This is a genomic window from Pseudomonas sp. NPDC047961, from assembly GCF_050272435.1.
In the GTDB taxonomy this organism is placed as follows: domain Bacteria; phylum Pseudomonadota; class Gammaproteobacteria; order Pseudomonadales; family Pseudomonadaceae; genus Stutzerimonas.
Map to the genome: position 1 here is coordinate 236,766 of NZ_JBNNMD010000004.1, position 17,598 is coordinate 254,363.

Genomic DNA, 17,598 nt, shown 5'->3' on the forward strand with positions numbered 1-17,598 from the left:
TCACCACAACTACAAGATGAGGCCTGAGCCATGACTGTGAAAATCTCCCATTCCCCGGAAATTCAGCAATTCTTCAAGGAAGCCAGCGGCTTTCAGAACGACCAGGGCAACACCCGCATGAAGACCGTGACCCACCGCATTCTGTCCGATGCGGCACGGATCATTGAAGACCTGGAGATCACTCAGGATGAGTTCTGGAAAGCGGTGGATTACATCAACCGCCTCGGCGGCCGCAATGAAGCTGGTCTGCTGGTGGCCGGGCTCGGCCTCGAGCATTTTCTCGATCTGCTCGAAGACGCTAAGGACGCTGAAGTCGGCCTGACTGGCGGCACCCCGCGCACCATCGAGGGCCCGCTGTATGTCGCCGGCGCACCGATCGTGGAAGGCGAAGCGCGTATGGATGACGGCAGCGAAGATGGCGTCGCGACCGTGATGTTCCTTCACGGCCAGGTCACCGGGCCGGATGGCAAACCACTGGCCGGTGCTACGGTGGACCTGTGGCACGCCAACACCCAGGGCAACTACTCGTACTTCGACAAGAGCCAAACGGATTACAACCTGCGCCGCCGCATCATCACCGATGCCGAAGGCCGCTACCGCGCTCGCAGCATCGTGCCGTCCGGTTACGGTTGCTCGCCGGATGGTCCAACCCAGGAAGTACTGAACCAGCTGGGCCGGCACGGGCAGCGCCCAGCGCACATTCACTTCTTTATATCCGCACCGGGTCATCGTCATCTGACCACCCAGATCAACCTGGCCGGCGACAAGTACCTGTGGGACGACTTCGCCTACGCCACCCGTGACGGCCTGATCGGTGACATCCATTTCAACGACGATCCAGAGGCGGCGCAGGCTCGCGGGGTGCAGGGGCGGTTTGCCGAAGTCGAATTCGACTTCCAGTTGCAGCAGGCGCCCGCACCGACCGCCGAGCAACGCAGCAACCGCCCGCGCGCCTTGCAGGAGGCGTGATCGGAAAGGCCGATAAGATTGGCTGCGGCGGTCATCGCCGTAAATCGATGCGACACCAAGCGATGTGGCCGTAGGGTGGATGACGCCGTTTTCATCCACCGGCTCCATGCGGTGCCGGACGTGGATGGCTGAAGGGACATCCCCACAAAGATGCGTCAGGTGAGCGTGGCGAATGCGCGGGTCGGCGCTGTGGATCGACGTATCGCTACGGCAACGCCAACGTAGGGTGGGTGACGCTCTTTTCATCAACCGGCTGCATGCGGTGTCGGAGGTGGATGGTGAAGCGCATACACCCTACGTTCAACGGGCTCACTGCATGACCACAACAACAAGAGCGCTCCGGACACTGTCACGGAGTGCCATGCCTGACGTGCGAGGCGATATGAAAGCGCTGTACCAAGATTTTTCCCTGTCGGCGGTGGTCGCCGGGTTTATCGCGACGATAATTTCCTACGCCGGGCCGCTGGTGATCATTTTCCAGGCGGCGGAGGCGGGCGGCTTGCCGCGCGACATTCTGTCTTCCTGGGTGTGGACGGTGTCCATCGGGAGCGGTGTGCTGGGCATCGTTCTCAGCCTGCGCTACCGCGTGCCGATCATCATTGCCTGGTCAGCGCCGGGGTCGGCATTGCTGGTCAGTATGCTTCCCGACATCAGCCTGAACGAGGCGGTGGGCGCCTACCTGGTCTCCAGCCTGATCGTGCTGCTGGTCGGGCTGTCGGGCGCATTTGACCGAATCATTCGCAAGCTGCCCGCAGCAATCTCTGCGGCCATGCTGGCGGGCATTCTGTTTCGCTTCGGCACTGGGCTGTTCGTGGCAGTCAAGGATCAGCCCGGCCTGGTTCTGGCGATGTTCACAACCTATCTGCTGTTCAAGCGGGCAATGCCGCGCTATGCCGTGATGGCCGTGCTGGTGGTAGGCGTTGCCATGGCCGTTGCCAGCGGCGAGCTGCACAGCGAGGCGTTGGTGATCGGCCTGGCGACACCGGTCTGGATCACCCCCGAATTCAGCTGGCAGGTCGTGGGCGTGGCCTTGCCCCTGGTGATGGTGGCGCTGACCGGGCAGTTTGTGCCGGGCATGGCGGTACTGCGTAACGACGGTTACCAGACGCCGGCGAGCCCCTTGATCAGCAGCTCTGCGTTGGGCTCGCTGATCTTGGCGCCGTTCGGTTGCCACGGCCTGAACCTGGCTGCAATCACCGCCGCCATCTGCACCGGCAAGGAAGCCCACGAGGATCCGGCCAAACGCTATGTCGCCGGCGTCTCCGGCGGGGTGTTTTACCTGTTGCTGGGTATTTCTGGCGCGACCTTGGTGTCGGTGTTCACGGCGTTTCCCGCGGCACTGATCGCTGCCTTGGCTGGGCTGGCGCTACTGGCCGCCATCGGCGGTGCATTGAGCGCTGCGATGTCAGTGCCAGCGGATCGCGAAGCCGCACTGATCACCTTTCTGGTGACAGCCTCCGGGATGTCGTTGCTCGGTTTGTCCGCAGCATTCTGGGGGCTGATCTTCGGCCTGGCCGCTCATCTGCTGCTGGCGGCGCGACGGCCTCGGCCAACCGCATCGGTTGGCACTCCGGTACTTGACGAGAAACAGCCAACGCGCTGAGCCACACCGCTTCCACCTGAACCTCGTCTGTCTGCCCGCTCACATGCTGGCGGTACGGCGGCGTGTACCTGAAAAACAACAACAACGAGTCCATAACGATGACAAACAAGTTAAAACCGTCCCGCATCGCCCTGGCTATCGGCACCACCCTCAGCCTTTGTGCAGCCCATGCCGCCGAGGTGGGCTTCATCGACGGCACGACGGCAACACTGCAGTCGCGAAACTATTACTTCAGTCGCGATTTCTCCGACATTGTCGGGCCTAACCAGCAATCCAAAGCGGAGGAGTGGGCGCAAGGTTTCATTCTGGACGTCAGGTCGGGCTACACCGAAGGCACGGTCGGTTTTGGCGTCGATGTGCTTGGCCAGCTCGGCTTCAAGTTCGACAGCAGCGGAAGTCGGGTCAACACCGGCTTGCTTCCGACCGGCAGTGATGGCAACGCGGCAGATGACTTCGGTCGCATTGGCGCGGCGCTCAAGGCCCGGCTGTCGAAGACCGAACTCAAGCTCGGCGAGCTGACCCCGAACCTGCCAGTGCTGACCTTCAGTGACATCCGCCTGCTGCCACCGACCTATCAAGGCGCCAGTCTCGTATCCCAGGAAATCGACGGCCTGACCGTGCTGGCCGGTCAGTTCCGCTCGGCCAGCGTGCTCAACGAAGCGGGTGACGGCAAGATGCGCGCGAAGCTCGGCCATGTCCCGCAGTTGGGTGGCTATGCCGAGACTGATCGCTTCAACTATGCCGGCGCGGACTATGCCTTCAACGACAAGCGCACCAGCGCCGGGATCTGGTATGCGCAGCTCAAGGACATCTACAACCAGCGTTTCTATAACCTCAAGCACAGTGAGCCAGTGGGAGATTGGGCGTTCGGCGCCAATCTCGGCTTTTATGATTCTCAGGAGGACGGCGAGCGCATGCTGGGTGAAATCGACAACCAGGCGCTGTTTTCGCTGCTGTCGGCCAAGCGTGGAGGCCACACCTTTTCGGTCGGCTACCAGGCGATGTTTGGCGACGATGCCTTTCCCCGGGTCTTCAACAATGTCAGCCCGCTGGGTAACGAAGTGCCCACCTACGAGTTCGCTGGCGCTGATGAGCGCTCCTGGCAGTTGCGGCATGACTTCGACTTTTCCGCTGCCGGCATTCCTGGGCTGGTGACCACGCTGCGCTACTTGCGCGGCAACAATGTGGACACCGGCAGTGGCTTCGAGGGCAAAGAGTGGGAGCGCAATCTGGACCTTGGCTACACCTTCCAGAGCGGCGTGCTGAAGAATCTGGCAGTACGGGTGCGCAACGTCACCGCGCGCTCCAACTATCGCAGCGATATCGACGAAAATCGGCTGACCTTCAACTACACCTGGCAACTTTTGTAACAGCTACAGCCCTTGGCTTTAAGTGATCAGCTCTGCGATTATCGAACGACAGTACGATAATCGCCCATCGCTTTCGCCAAGGACGCCTGCCATGAATAACGAATCCCGCCCCAGTCTTGCTCCGATGGCGCCGGCCATCATCGCGTCGCCGGCCAAACGCATCGAAGCGCTGACCGGCGATCCCAATTTCATGACCTCGCTGGCGCGGGGGCTGGCGGTGATACATGCGTTTCAGGAGCGCAAGCGCCACCTGACCATTGCCCAGATCAGCCACCGCACGGAAATCCCCCGGGCCGCGGTGCGGCGTTGCCTGCACACGTTGATCAAGCTGGGCTACGCCACCACTGACGGGCGCACCTATTCGCTGCTGCCCAAGGTGCTGACCCTCGGCCATGCCTACCTGTCCTCGACGCCGCTGGCGGTCACCGCACAGCCGATCCTCGACCGTCTGAGCGATCAACTCCACGAAGCCTGTTCGATGGCAACACTGGAAGGCGATGAAGTGCTCTACGTGGCGCGTTCTGCCACGCCACAGCGACTGATTTCGGTCGATCTCAGCGTCGGCAGCCGGCTGCCTGCGTACTGCACCTCCATGGGCCGCATTCTGCTGGCGGCACTGGATGATGCGGCGCTGGACGACTATCTGGAACATGCCAATCTGCAGATCAAGACCAGCCGTACGCTGCATACGCCCGAGGCCATCCGTGGCTCGATAGCCGAGATACGCCAGAAGGGCTGGGTGATCATTGACCAGGAGCTGGAAGTCGGCCTGCGGTCGCTGGCCGTGCCGCTCAAGGATTCTGCGGGCCAAGTGCTGGCCGCGCTGAACGTCGGCACCCACGCCAGCCGCATGACCAAGCAGGAGCTTGAGACACGCTTCCTGCCGGTGTTGCTGGAGGCGAGCCAGGAGCTGAGTACCCGTCTGTTTCACTGATGCTGCAGCCGCTATCCGAGTACTGCGGATGGCGAGGGTACCCTGACTTGGTCGGACCGAGGTGCCGAGGTTAGTGTTCGGTAATCGCACGGCTAATCGATTATCGGATTGTCCCGGCGGGGCTCGATGGGTAGTGTGGATCGCAAGCGCATCACGCGCATTTCGCTATTCACACGAGACTGACCCATGGCTGACCTCCTTTCCCTTCGCGAAGCAGTGGATCGCTTCGTAAGCAACGGTGACACCGTTGCGCTTGAAGGCTTCACGCATCTGATTCCTACCGCCGCCGCTCATGAACTCATCCGTCAGGACAAGAAGGACCTGACCCTGGTGCGGATGACCCCCGACCTGGTCTATGACCTACTGATCGGCGCCGGTTGCGCGAAGAAGCTGGTGTTCTCCTGGGGCGGCAATCCGGGCGTGGGCTCCTTGCACCGTTTGCGTGATGCGGTGGAAAAGCAGTGGCCGCAGCCGCTGGAAATCGAAGAGCACAGCCATGCCGATCTGGCCAACGCCTACGTTGCCGGTGCGTCGGGACTGCCGTTTGCCGTCCTGCGCGCCTATCTCGGTTCCGATTTGCCGAAGGTCAACCCGATGATCAAATTCATCGACTGCCCGTTCACCGGCGAAACCCTGGCTGCAGTTCCCAGCGTGCGCCCGGACGTCACCGTGATTCACGCGCAGAAGGCCGATCGCAAGGGCAACGTGTTGATCGCCGGCATTCTGGGTGTGCAGAAGGAAGCGGCGCTGGCGGCCAAGCGCTGCATCGTCACCGTCGAGGAGATCGTCGACGACCTGCAGGCGCCGATGAATGCCTGCGTCTTGCCCAGCTGGGCCCTGAGTGCTGTGTGCCTGGTGCCCGGTGGCGCGCATCCGTCCTACGCGCATGGTTATTACGAGCGCGACAATCGCTTCTACCAGCAGTGGGACCCGATCGCTCGCGACCGCGATACCTTCACCGCCTGGATTGATGAATTCATCCGTGGCACCGAAGATTTCCCAGCGTTCCAGTCCAAGCTGGCCGCGCAGCAGGAGGCCAAGTGATGACTGCTCAGGTCGAGGACTACAGCACCAACGAAATGATGACCGTGGCCGCGTCCCGCAGCCTGGGAAATGGCAGCGTCTGCTTCGTCGGCATCGGTCTGCCATCCAAGGCCGCCAACCTGGCGCGCCTGACCCACGCGCCGGACGTGGTGCTGATCTACGAGTCCGGCCCGATCGGCGCGAAGCCATCGGTGCTGCCGCTTTCCATCGGCGACGGTGAACTGGCCGAGACCGCCGACACCGTGGTCCCCACCGCGGAGATCTTCCGCTACTGGCTGCAAGGCGGACGTATTGATGTGGGCTTTCTCGGTGCTGCCCAGGTGGACAGGTACGGCAACATCAACACCACGGTGATCGGCGACTATCACCAACCGAAAGTTCGCTTGCCAGGGGCGGGCGGGGCGCCGGAAATTGCCGGGTCGGCGAAAAAGGTGCTGATCATCCTCAAGCAGTCGCACCGCACCTTTGTCGACAAGCTGGCGTTCATCACCTCGGTCGGTTTCGGCGAAGGCGGTGAGCATCGCAAGCAGCTCGGGCTGCCCGGCAATGGCCCGGTTGGGATCATCACTGACCTCTGCATCATGGAGCCCGAAGCGGGGTCCAACGAATTCGTGGTGACCTCGCTGCATCCGGGCGTGACCCGCGAACAGGTGATCGAGAACACCGGCTGGGCCATTCGTTTCGCCGATCAACTGGGCGAAACCGCGGTACCGACCGAAACTGAACTGCAAGCGCTGCGCGCCCTGGAAGCACGCACCGCTGCGGCCCATGGACAAGTTGGAGGTGACGAGTGACACGCGACGTCTTTATGTGTGATGCAGTCCGTACGCCGATTGGCCGCTTCGGCGGCGCGTTGGCCGCTGTGCGAACCGACGATCTGGCTGCCACGCCAATCAAGGCGCTGCTCGAACGCAACCCCGGGCTCGACCCGGCGGCGGTTGAAGAGGTCTTCATGGGCAGCGCCAACCAGGCCGGCGAGGACAACCGCAACGTCGCGCGTATGGCCGCGCTGCTAGCCGGGCTGCCGGAAACCGTGCCAGGTGTGACGCTCAATCGTCTTTGCGCCTCGGGCATGGACGCGGTGGGCAGCGCTTTCCGCGCGATAGCCTGCGGTGAGATGGAACTGGCCATTGCCGGTGGCGTTGAATCCATGACCCGCGCGCCCTACGTAATGGGCAAGGCCGATACCGCCTTCGGCCGGACCCAGAAAATCGAGGACACCACAATTGGCTGGCGCTTCATCAATCCCAAGATGAAGGAGATGTACGGCGTCGATGCCATGCCGCAGACCGCGGACAATGTCGCCGAGGAGCACAGTATCAGCCGCGAGGACCAGGATGCCTTCGCGCTGCGCAGCCAGCAGCGCACCGGCAAGGCACAGACGGCTGGTTTCTTCGCCGAAGAGATCGTGCCGGTGGTGATCAAAGGCCGCAAGGGCGACACCGTGGTCGACACCGACGAGCATCCACGTCCGGATACATCTGCCGAGGCGCTAGCCAAACTCAAGCCGGTCAATGGCCCGGACAAAACCGTCACCGCAGGCAATGCCTCGGGCGTCAATGATGGTGCGGCGGCGATGATCCTGGCCAGTGCCGACGCGGTGCAGAAATATGGCCTCACGCCTCGCGCTAAGGTGCTCGGTATGGCCAGTGCCGGTGTAGCGCCGCGGGTCATGGGTTACGGGCCGGTGCCGGCGGTACGCAAGCTGTGCGAGCGCCTGAACCTGGCGGTCGGCGATTTTGACGTGATTGAACTCAACGAGGCTTTCGCCGCCCAGGCGCTCGCCGTCACCCGCGATCTGGGCCTCGAAGACGACAGCCCGAAGGTCAACCCGCAGGGCGGTGCCATTGCCCTCGGTCATCCGCTGGGCATGAGCGGTGCGCGGCTGGTGCTGACCACCGTGCATGCGCTGGAGAAGAGCGGCGGCAAGCTCGGGCTTGCGACCATGTGCGTCGGTGTGGGGCAGGGCCTGGCCTTGGCGGTTGAAAGGGTTTGATCGGCGCGGCCATGGTGGGCTGAAGCCCACCCTACAGGAACTGTGCTGCGCGCTGGTAGGGTGGACTTCAGCCCACCATTGCTCTCACAGCTGTGGTGGGCTTGGCCTCGGCATGATTTGTACAACGGCCGTCTTACTCATTCGCGGATACCTATAAATCCGACTTCCAGGAGGGTCAGTAGGGTGGGCTTCAGCCCACCAGCGCTACCCACGACTGCGTTTGCCGCGCCACGGCACTGGTGTGATTGCAGGCACAGCATCTTCCTTGCACGTGCGCTGCCACCTCTAACTCGACGTTCAGGAGGGCTCCCATGCCCAGCATCAAACTCGCAGACGGCGAACTGTTCTACCGCTTCGATGGCCCGGTGGATGCGCCTGTGCTGGTGCTTTCCAACTCTCTGGGCACGACATTCGAGATGTGGGATGCACAGGTCCCCGCGTTCAGCGAACACTTTCGCGTACTGCGCTATGACACCCGCGGTCACGGCAGCTCGTCCGTCACGCCTGGCCCTTACACCATCGCGCAGCTCGGACAGGACGTGCTCGACCTGGCAGATGCCTTGTCCATCGATCGCTTCGCTTTCTGCGGTCTGTCCATGAGCGGCCTGATCGGCCAATGGCTGGGTATCCATGCCGGTGAACGCCTGACCCACCTTGTGCTCTGCAATACGGGCGCGAAGATCGGCACGGATGAAGCCTGGAACGAGCGTGTCGACGTCGTATTGCACGGTGGCGAGCAGGCCATGTGCGACATGCGTGACGCCTCTGTCGCACGCTGGTTCACGCCCGACTTTGCGGCGCAGCATCCCGTCGAGGTGGGTCGCATCACCCAGATGGTCGCCAACACCTCACCAGTCGGCTATGCCGCCAACTGCGCGGCCGTGCGTGATGCCGATTACCGCGAGCAGCTGGGTGCGATCAAGGTGCCGACGCTGGTTGTCTGCGGTAGCAAGGATCCGGTCACGACGCCTGAGCACGGGCGCTTTATCCAAGCGCATGTCGCCGGGGCGAGGCTGGTCGAGCTGGATGCTGCGCACCTGTCCAATGTCGAGGCGGGCGACGCCTTCACCCAGCCGGTAATGGCGTTTCTCTGTGATTGAGCCGCAAGGTTGATTTGGATGAAAAAAGCCGGGCCGCAAGGGCCCGGTAAAGGATCAACGAGGAGGTATTGCGGTGCTGCTCAGGACGCTTACCAGAGCGCCAGGGTGTAGCTAAGGATCACCCGAGTTTCGTTGATGTCGCTGCCAAAGTTGCTGCGTACCGTAGCGTTACGCACTTTCATGGCGAGGTTCTTCAACGGTCCGTTCTGGACCACATAAGCGATGTCGGTGTCGCGTTCCCACTCTTCACCTTCGCCGCCGCCGGCCAGGTTGACGTTGTCACCGGACACGTAGCGGGTCATCAGGCTCAGCCCGGGTATACCAGCTGCAGCAAAGTCATAGTCATAGCGGACCTGCCATGACTTCTCATCTTCGTTACCGAAGTCATTGATCTGCAAAAGGTTGATCAGCATGTTGTCGCCACCGCTGACGTACGCAAACCCGGTGTCGCCGCTCAGGGTCTGATAACCGCCAGTGAAGCCATGGCCGCCGATCTTGTAGGTGAACAGCGCGCCAAAGGCGTTGTTGTCGACGTTGCTGCCGCCGTCATCGGTGGAGCGCACGTAGCGCAGGTCGGTCTTGAAGCTCTGGTTCTCACCGAGCGGCATGATGTGGACCAACTGCGTGTTGTGCTGCTTGTAGATGCCATCCAGGCCGCCGTAGTAATAGTTAGCGGTAAGCTCCGGCATGATCTGGTACCGGCCGCCGGCGAACAGGAACTCGTCGCTGGTCTTGGCATTGCCCAACACGATGTTGCGTGCTCCCGCGGTGAATACGGTCATCTCTTCGTAATCCGAGGAGTCGCGATAGCTGGTGCGGTCGAGCATGCCGAGGTCGAGCGTAAGCCCGTCGACTTCCTTGCTCTGTAACCAGGCACCGCGATAGACGTTTGGCAGCAGACGACTGTCGTTACGCATCACCACCGGGATGATCGGTTGCAGGGTGCCAACGTGCAGCGTGGTGTTGGACATCTTCGCTTTGGCGGTCAGGCCGGCGGTGCCGTAGTCATCAGACGGCTGACCGGACGAATCGCGCTGCAGGATGCCGGTGCCGGAGCGATCCGGGCTGGAGTCGAGCTTGACGCCCAGCAGGCCGATCGCATCCACGCCGAAACCGACTGGTCCGTCGGTGTAACCCGACTCGATTTTCATGATGAAGCCTTGGGCCCACTCGTCCGCCTCAGACTGCGGTGCGCCACTCTGGCGGAAATCACGGTTCATGTAGAAGTTGCGCAGCTCGACGCTGGCTTTGCTGTCATCGAGGAACGCAGCGCTGGCCGGGCCGGTGATGCTCAGTGCAACGCTGGCGCAGAGCAGGTTGCGGGCGAAATTGCGGAGGTCTGTCATGGTGCTTCCTTTTGTTGTTATTGGTTCGGTGTCGCCAGGTTTCCCTTCAGCGAATAGCGAATGCCGTGCCAGGCGCACCGGCAGAGCCGGCATTCCACCGCTATAGGGCGCGGAGCTGTAGCCAGAGCCCTGCAGCCACTACCTCAAGGACCGCACGGCCACAAAACGGGTAGGGCAGCACTGTCTGTCCGGCTGGACATGTTCGCCTGGGCAGGCCAAACGCTGTCCATTCGGCTGGAAGCCGGTCGCCACGCACCACCAGGTGCTGCGTGGGGCGCGGCGTTAATGCGGCTCTAGTTGAGGCCTATGTGGCTCTTCACGCAGACAAAGCTGGAGGCATCGTTAACATCGCCGCGCCGCTTGTACTTCGGCCAGCCCGGGTATTCGCAAAGTGGGCGGGTGCGACCGGGTACGGCGACGGTGTCGGTGACGACCTGGCGCTTGGGTGTCACGCCGCGTTCGACCCAGTTCTCTAGCGCGGTCAGCGAATCCCAGGCGGCATTGAAGACGGTGCTGGCCGCGTGTGCGTAGCCGGGAATCTCGTAGTAGCGCATGAACCGGCGGGTCTGCCCGACGCCCATGTCCTGCTGCAGGCGCCGGTAATATTCAGCCGTGGCGCGGGTGCTGACCAGCTGATCCGAGGTGCCATGGGCCATCAGAATCTTGCCGCCGTTGGCAACGAACGCCGACAGATCGGTCTGGTTGACGTCCTGACGCAGCGACAGTGCATCGACTCGCGCCTGCCACGGACCGAGGTCGGTCGGGTCCAGCGTCAGGGAGTTGAATGCCGGGTTGCGGGTCACGAAGTAGCGCACCCACTCGTCCCAGAACCCTGAATGGTAGGGCGCGCCTTCGGCGAAGCCGGTGCCATGCACGGGCATCGGATAATCGGGTTGCAGGGTATTCAACCCCAGCCGATTGACCACCAGTTGCAGGCCTTCGCCGGGACGGCCCAGGTCGGTGCCCCAGGTATTGAAGCCGGGATAGCCGCGTTCACCACTGGCCAATGGTTGGCTGAAACGAATCGGCGTATCGAACACTTTGAGCGCGTTGATCTGTGCATCGGACAAGCAGCTGTTACCTGTGTCAGCCCCGTCACGGCAGCGCAAGGGACGGCCGTTGAGCTTGGCTGTTGCCGGATCGAATTGGGCATTGCACGCCGCCTGATGACTGATCACCAGATCACGCACGCCATCGAGCCCGTCACAGGCTTGCATCGCGGCTTCCAGTAGCGCGGCGCGCTTTTCCAGGCTGGGATAGGCGCCTGGCGCAGCCAACGCGCGGCTAATGCGGCCAAACTGCAAATCCAGTGCGGCAGCGTTGTAGGCCGGGTAGAGCACGATTGCGCCGTGAAAATCCTTTGGCCATTGCTGCACCACCGCCAGCGCCTCTCGGCCCCCCGTGGAGCCACCTGCAAAATAGCTGCGAACCGGCGGCTGACCGTAACGTTGCTCGATCAGATACATCGCCGTATCTCGGGTTTTCTTCAGGGCGTCGTGGCCGTAGTTGGCCAAGGCTTCCTCGTTCCAGGCGAAGTCACCTGGATGAACCGGGTTGGCAACGTGGCCCGAGTCGCTGGCAAATACAGCGTATCCGCGGCCCAGTGGCGTCGGCTGGTCGATCGGCCCGGCCGGGACGTTGCCGGCAACATTGGGAACGGTGCCGTTGTAGCCGCCACCGCCATACATCATCGCTTTGCTGTTCCATTGTTCAGGCAGGACGATGCGCATCTTGATGCTGGGTGCGCTTGGGTCGACCGGAGCGATTTCCACGCTCAGATCGCAATGTGGGCCAAACGTCTGTGGCGCGCTGCCACCGCCTGGCTTCAGGGTCGCGGCTGTGACCCTCGCGCCCGATGTGGGTAGAGCGATCGCCGAGGCAGGGATTTGCGCACCGGATAATTCGCTGCAGCTAGCGGCTAGGGTTGGCTCGGCAATTACCAACGCCAGCAGGGCGGGCGATGCCAACAGCAGCCGCGGAGAGGCTGCGCTGCGAAAACGCTTTGCACGGGATGCTTTCATGTGGGTTTCCTTGTTCTTGTTGTCATGCCTTCATGACTGACGCCACGAGGTGATGCCCGAGAACCACTGGCCGGGCGTAGTGGCTGAGCCAAAGCTGTGCCAGCTCAACAGAGCAAGGTTCAACCGCCGATGACCGGTCACGAGATTGCAGCCGGACCGCTCTAGCATGAAGACGATCAGGCTGAACGCAGCGCTGCGACGAAGATGTTTTCTGTCCAGTTCACGGGACATAGGTAGCCGCGTTGTCGTCGCGGCTGGACACTCTGTATGGCGGCTTGGACTTATTCGACGGGCGGTGCGGCTGTTGACTGAGAAATGCCTCCCCGAGGCGTGACGGGGTGCCGCCACGGTGACGTCTGTGCTTTAGCACCCGGGGAGTGGCGGTCGCAGCGTTTAGTTCGGACGGACCTGAACACCGAAGCGGATATTCCAAAACCTCCTGACTATACTTTCGTCGTATGTGCGCAACGGTCGCACGCCCCGCCTATTTTTCCTGTCGAGACCAGCCCGCCCCATGGAAACGCTTTACCTCATCTTCCTGCTGCTGCTTGCAGTGGGTGCAAGCCGCATTCTGGCCAATGTCGTTCCGCTGCCACTGCCAATTTTGCAGATCATCATGGGTAGCCTGCTGGCGCTCCCACCATTCGGTATGGGCGTCGAGCTACGGCCCGAGATATTCATGCTGCTGTTCATCCCACCGTTGCTGTTTTACGACGGTTGGAAGATACCCAAGCGCGAGTTCACCGAGCACGGCGCGGAAATGACCGCCATGGCGCTGGTGCTCGTGCTGATCATTCTGGTGGTGGTGGGCTATTTCATTCACTGGCTGCTGCCAGCCATTCCGCTCGGGGCGAGCTTCGCTCTGGCCGCTATCCTGTCGCCGACCGATGCGCTGGCGGTGATCGCCATTGCCCAGGGACGGCTGCCGCGGCATATGTCTCACCAGCTGGAAGGTGAGGCGATGATGAACGATGCCACCGGCCTGGTTTCCTTCAAGTTCGCGTTGGCTGCGGCTATCACCGGCTCTTTCTCGTTGGTCACCGTTACCGGCGAGTTCTTCGTCATCGCGCTGGGCGGTCTCGCGATTGGTGCGGGACTGAGCTGGTCGGTCGGGAAGGCCAAACAGTGGATGACCGCACGAGATCTGTTTGATCCGTCGACTTACGTTGTGATGATTCTCCTGCTGCCATTCGCCGCGTTCTTCCTGGCCGAACATGCCGGGATGTCCGGCATTCTCTCGGCGGTAGCGGCGGGGATGGTGCAGAGCCGTATCGACATGCTGCCGGTCAAGACCAGTACCCGGATCCTCAATCGCAGCATCTGGGAGATGCTCGACTTCAGCTTTAACGGCCTGGTATTCCTGCTGCTGGGTCTGCAGTTTCCGCGGATCGTCGAGCGCGTCTGGGAAGCGGCTGGGCACGAGTCCTATAGCATGCCGATGCTGGTTTTCAGCGCGCTGGCGATCATGGCGTTGCTGTTGGTGGTGCGCTTTGTCTTCGTCTTCGCCTATCACTGGAGCGAGGCACGTGTACGTCGCATGCTCGGCAAGACCGTCCAGCCCAAATCCCTTCGCTTGTTCTCTGCGCTGAGCGCCGTCGCCGGCGTGCGTGGTGCGATTACCCTGGCAGGTGTGCTGTCGATCCCGTTGATGATCGGCGATACACCGTTTCCAGGCCGTGATCTGATGATCTTCCTCGCCGCCGCAGTGATCATTTTGTCCTTGCTGATCGGTGCGCTGGGCATTCCCTATTTCCTCAAGCAGCTACCCAACAACGATTTTGAAGAACATAGGGAAGAGCTGAAAAAGGCACGACGGCTGGCCGCTCAGGCAGCGGTCAGCTGGCTGGAGGGCTGGAAGCAGGCCAACCCTGTAGAGGATGCGGATAGCGCGCTGCTGCGCAGCGAGGTAACCGCGCGGGTCACCGAGTCATACCGTCACGACATCGAAGCGTTGATGGACCATCACGGTCGAGCAAACCAGGCCCGTGAAACCATGACGTTGGAGCGGGTCATTCGCGTTCAAGCCATCGCGGTGCAGCGCAAGGAAATGTACCGCATGAGGAAACGGCACGAGATCGACGAGCAGATGCTGCAAACCCTGCTGCGCGAACTCGATTATGAAGAGGCCGCGCTGGGGGCGGGTGAAACGGCTTAACGGCCGGCCAGGTCTTGCTGCGGTTCGGGTTCAAGCACGGCGATCGTATGGTCGCTGTGCTTGAACGTCACCAGCTGGGTCAGCCAGGCCTGCAGCACAGGCGATGGTGCTTTCTGGTTGCGCATCGCGATCGCAAGGATTTCCCGGGCGATGGTCACCACCGCGCTTTTGCTGCCGAGAAAGTGCCAGTTGAACCAGCCATCGCCGTAGGTCAGCGGCGTTTTCTGCCCTGACGGCAAGGGGATGTACACCTTGACCGAAAGATCGAAAAGCACTTCGGGCTTGGAGATGATCAGCAGCTTCACGTCCGCTACCTTGCTCAACCAGTAGCGATGATCGAAGCGTCCTCCCGTCAGTTCCGCAGACTGGCTCAAGGCATCGTTGATCAACGCTCGGTTATCGATGAGTTGCACGGTAAGGGCTTCCGTCTGCAGGGTGGGTGTTCCGCATTCGAGCTGACGCGATCGATACGAAACAGTACGAAATCGGTGAAATAGACGCCGCGCGTGGCCGACAGCTTGGAGCCGTGCACGCCTCGCTTGGCATGTCGGGTTATCGGTTGATCGAGGTTTTTGTTTAGCCTCGCGTGAGTGAAAAGTTCGTTCGTCCAACAGCCCTTACCGATGGCGAACCCTGTCTAACAAGCGGCCTAGGCGCAAAAAGGCCGGTCGATGAACCAAGCTCATCGACCGGCTTTTTGCCGTAGCGGTTACTGGGCGCTGGCTTGCGCGGCTTCTGTGATCAGCGCAGCCACTTCATCTGGATGCGAGGTCATCACGACGTGGGAGGCGCCGGGGATGCTCAGGGTTTTCTTCGATCCCGCGCGGTCGGCCATGAACTTCAGCGCCGCCTCGGGGATGTTCTTGTCGCCGGTACCGTAGACGAACCAGGAAGGCACGTACTCCCAGGCGGTGTTCTGGCTTTCTTCGTTCAACGCGGCGGCGGTTATCGGGCGCTGCGTAGCGGCCATCAAGGCCGCCTCGGCCGCCGGCACATCGGAAGCAAACTGTTCGGCAAACTTGTCCTGCTGGATGTAGAGATCCTGGTTGCCGTCGCTCAGCTGAACGGGTTCGGCCAGGGTCGGACCAAGCGTTCCGCCTGGAAACTTGCCGGCCAGCGTGGCAGCACTTTCGCCGGCTGCCGGTGCGAATGCAGCGACGTACACCAGCGCTTTGACCTTGTCGCTTCCATTCACTGCGTTGGTGATGACGCTACCGCCGTAGGAATGACCAACCAGCACGATAGGGCCTGAGGTGTGCTCGATGATGTCGGAGACGTATTTGGCATCGTTGGCCACGCCACGCAGCGGGTTGGCGGCGGCGATGACCGGATAACCTTGTCCAATCAGCCGGGTGGCCACGCCGTTCCAGCTTGCTGCTTCGGCAAATGCACCGTGCACCAGAATCACGGTCGGTTTGTCGGCGGCGAAGCTGGCGACGCTGCCCAGGGTAGTGGCGGCGGCGAGAAGGGTGGCGGCTGCGGCGTTGCGGGTTTTCGATGCAGTGGTCATGACGTTGTTCTACCTTTTCGATTAGATACGGTTCGGGTTGTTGTGTCGGTGGCGGGCTCTGCTCAGCAGGCCGGAGCACCCACACAGGAAACGGCTTGGGACTTCGGAGCGACTTGCGTCAGGTGCAGGGTCATAATGCGCAGTCGGGTTGTCGTAAAGGACTCAAATCGTCTTCAATATGCAACTAATCGTCTAATCGAGGCAGGTAACCATGGATCGTCTATCGAGTCTGCTGTGCCACTTCGGCATGCACGCGGGCCTGTATCACAGCGGAGATCTCTGTGGCGTCGCGGCCTTCGAGACTGCGGACCAGGTGGGCTACATCCATGTGCTGCGCGAAGGCGCCATGACGTTGCGTCTGGCGGACAACAGCGAGGTGCGGTTGGCGGAGCCGACGGTGATGGTATTTCCCCGTCCGTATCGCCACCGGATGCTCGCCAACGAAGCGGATGGCGCGCGGCTGGTGTGCGCGACGCTGCAATTCGACGGCGGGGCCAACAATCCGCTGGCGGCGGCGTTGCCTGATGTCTTACTGCTGCCGGTGGCCGAAGCGCCGATCCTCGACGGTGCCCTGGCCTGGCTGTTTGAGGAGGCGGTCGCCGGCTACTGTGGCCGCGAGGCGGTCATGGGGCGCCTTTTCGAGTTGCTCATCGTGCAGATGCTGCGCCACTTGATGGCCAGCCAGACGATGAGTTCGGGAATGATGGCCGGGCTTGCCGACTTGCGCCTGGCGAGGGCGATCACGCTGATGCACGCTGAACCCGAGCGTGCATGGTCGGTGGCCGAACTGGCTGCCGAATCGAACATGTCACGGGCTAGCTTTGCCGCCAGTTTCCGCTCGGTGGTCGGGCAGACACCCGCGGATTACCTCACCAGTTGGCGCATCAGCCTGGCACAGAAGCGTTTGCGCGAAGGACGGCCGATCGCCCTGATTGCCGATGAGGTGGGTTACGAAAGCCCATCGGCGTTGGCTCGCGCCTTCCGCCGCAAGACCGGCGCCAGTCCGCGCGAATGGCAGGCCGCAGCGAGCGCGTGACGGCGTGGCGGGATACACCCCGGCATTATCGGTCCGCCGCGCTGCGTTACTTGACCCATGATTGGCAGCGGCACAGCTCATTTGGCGAACAGCTGACTCATGTCCTTGAATGCCTTGAATTCCAACGCATTGCCGCAAGGGTCGAAGAGGAACATGGTCGCCTGCTCGCCGACCTGGCCCTGGAAGCGTACATAGGGCTCGATAACGAACTTGGTATCCCGTGCGCGCAGACGCTCGGCCAGCGCTTCCCATTCCGGCCAGCTGAGCACGATGCCGAAGTGCGGCACTGGAACGTCGTGACCGTCTACGGCATTGGTGTGTGCAGCTTGCTGCGATGGCGTCTGCGGGTGCTCATGGATGACCAGTTGATGGCCGTAGAAATCGAAGTCGACCCAATGCTCGGACGAGCGGCCTTCGGCGAGACCGAAGACTTCGCCATAGAAGCGGCGCGCGGCGGGTAGGTCATGGACAGGGATCGCAAGGTGAAAAGGAGAGAGGCTCATCAAGGCTTCCT

General features: G+C 61.9%; 15 protein-coding genes. 10 read left to right on the top strand and 5 right to left on the bottom strand.

The features are described from left to right. The first annotated feature begins 30 nt into the window (after positions 1-30). The 8 genes from catA to pcaD all read left to right on the top strand — a co-directional run bounded on the left by catA (position 31) and on the right by pcaD (position 9,016). Positions 31-969 carry a catechol 1,2-dioxygenase gene (catA, locus tag ACQKIK_RS15480; RefSeq protein ID WP_499136573.1) on the top strand — a complete coding sequence of 313 codons (939 nt, stop codon included), beginning with the start codon at positions 31-33 and terminating at the stop codon, positions 967-969. Positions 970-1,351: 382 nt separating this feature from the next. Next, complete coding sequence (locus ACQKIK_RS15485; protein ID WP_499136735.1) at positions 1,352-2,572, top strand: benzoate/H(+) symporter BenE family transporter; 1,221 nt, start codon at positions 1,352-1,354, stop codon at positions 2,570-2,572. A 98-nt stretch (positions 2,573-2,670) separates the two neighbouring features. Further along, the gene (locus tag ACQKIK_RS15490; RefSeq protein WP_499136574.1) at positions 2,671-3,942 is read left to right on the top strand and encodes an OprD family porin; all 1,272 of its coding nucleotides are present in this window, start codon (positions 2,671-2,673) and stop codon (positions 3,940-3,942) included. Positions 3,943-4,033: 91 nt separating this feature from the next. After that, a complete protein-coding gene (locus tag ACQKIK_RS15495) occupies positions 4,034-4,876 on the top strand; it encodes an IclR family transcriptional regulator domain-containing protein (RefSeq protein ID WP_499136575.1) in 843 nt (280 codons plus the stop codon). A gap of 186 nt (positions 4,877-5,062) precedes the next feature. Further along, a complete protein-coding gene (locus ACQKIK_RS15500) occupies positions 5,063-5,920 on the top strand; it encodes a CoA transferase subunit A (protein WP_499136576.1) in 858 nt (285 codons plus the stop codon). Then, entirely contained in the window at positions 5,920-6,714 is a 795-nt protein-coding gene (locus ACQKIK_RS15505; protein ID WP_499136577.1) for a CoA-transferase subunit beta, read from the top strand. The genes ACQKIK_RS15500 and ACQKIK_RS15505 overlap by 1 nt, the downstream gene beginning before the upstream one ends. Further along, a complete protein-coding gene (gene pcaF / locus ACQKIK_RS15510) occupies positions 6,711-7,916 on the top strand; it encodes a 3-oxoadipyl-CoA thiolase (protein ID WP_499136578.1) in 1,206 nt (401 codons plus the stop codon). The genes ACQKIK_RS15505 and pcaF overlap by 4 nt, the downstream gene beginning before the upstream one ends. 311 nt (positions 7,917-8,227) lie before the next feature. Then, a complete protein-coding gene (pcaD, locus tag ACQKIK_RS15515; protein WP_127839433.1) occupies positions 8,228-9,016 on the top strand; it encodes a 3-oxoadipate enol-lactonase in 789 nt (262 codons plus the stop codon). An 89-nt stretch (positions 9,017-9,105) separates the two neighbouring features. Here the strand turns inward: pcaD and ACQKIK_RS15520 are convergent, their stop codons facing one another. After that, the gene (locus ACQKIK_RS15520) at positions 9,106-10,362 is read right to left on the bottom strand and encodes an OprD family porin (protein WP_499136580.1); all 1,257 of its coding nucleotides are present in this window, start codon (positions 10,360-10,362) and stop codon (positions 9,106-9,108) included. 293 nt (positions 10,363-10,655) lie between these two features. After that, positions 10,656-12,383: a tannase/feruloyl esterase family alpha/beta hydrolase gene (locus ACQKIK_RS15525; protein WP_499136581.1), complete on the bottom strand. Its 1,728-nt coding sequence runs from the start codon at positions 12,381-12,383 to the stop codon at positions 10,656-10,658. Positions 12,384-12,897: 514 nt separating this feature from the next. Between ACQKIK_RS15525 and ACQKIK_RS15530 the strand changes: the two genes are divergently transcribed. Continuing rightward, positions 12,898-14,538, top strand: a complete 1,641-nt coding sequence (locus tag ACQKIK_RS15530; protein WP_046164344.1) for a Na+/H+ antiporter — start codon at positions 12,898-12,900, stop codon at positions 14,536-14,538. Here the strand turns inward: ACQKIK_RS15530 and ACQKIK_RS15535 are convergent. Further along, positions 14,535-14,951, bottom strand: coding sequence for a hypothetical protein (locus ACQKIK_RS15535; RefSeq protein ID WP_127839430.1), 417 nt, complete (start codon positions 14,949-14,951; stop codon positions 14,535-14,537). The genes ACQKIK_RS15530 and ACQKIK_RS15535 overlap by 4 nt on opposite strands. Positions 14,952-15,247: 296 nt before the next feature. Next, positions 15,248-16,048 (bottom strand): alpha/beta fold hydrolase, encoded by an 801-nt coding sequence (locus ACQKIK_RS15540; protein WP_127839429.1) that lies wholly within the window; start codon positions 16,046-16,048, stop codon positions 15,248-15,250. A gap of 211 nt (positions 16,049-16,259) precedes the next feature. Here ACQKIK_RS15540 and ACQKIK_RS15545 point away from each other — a divergent pair, with 211 nt between their 5' ends. Then, positions 16,260-17,084 carry an AraC family transcriptional regulator gene (locus ACQKIK_RS15545; RefSeq protein WP_046164346.1) on the top strand — a complete coding sequence of 275 codons (825 nt, stop codon included), beginning with the start codon at positions 16,260-16,262 and terminating at the stop codon, positions 17,082-17,084. A gap of 77 nt (positions 17,085-17,161) precedes the next feature. On the opposite strand, the gene ACQKIK_RS15550 is transcribed toward ACQKIK_RS15545, so the two are convergent. Continuing rightward, entirely contained in the window at positions 17,162-17,587 is a 426-nt protein-coding gene (locus ACQKIK_RS15550) for a VOC family protein (RefSeq protein ID WP_046164347.1), read from the bottom strand. Positions 17,588-17,598 lie beyond the last annotated feature (11 nt).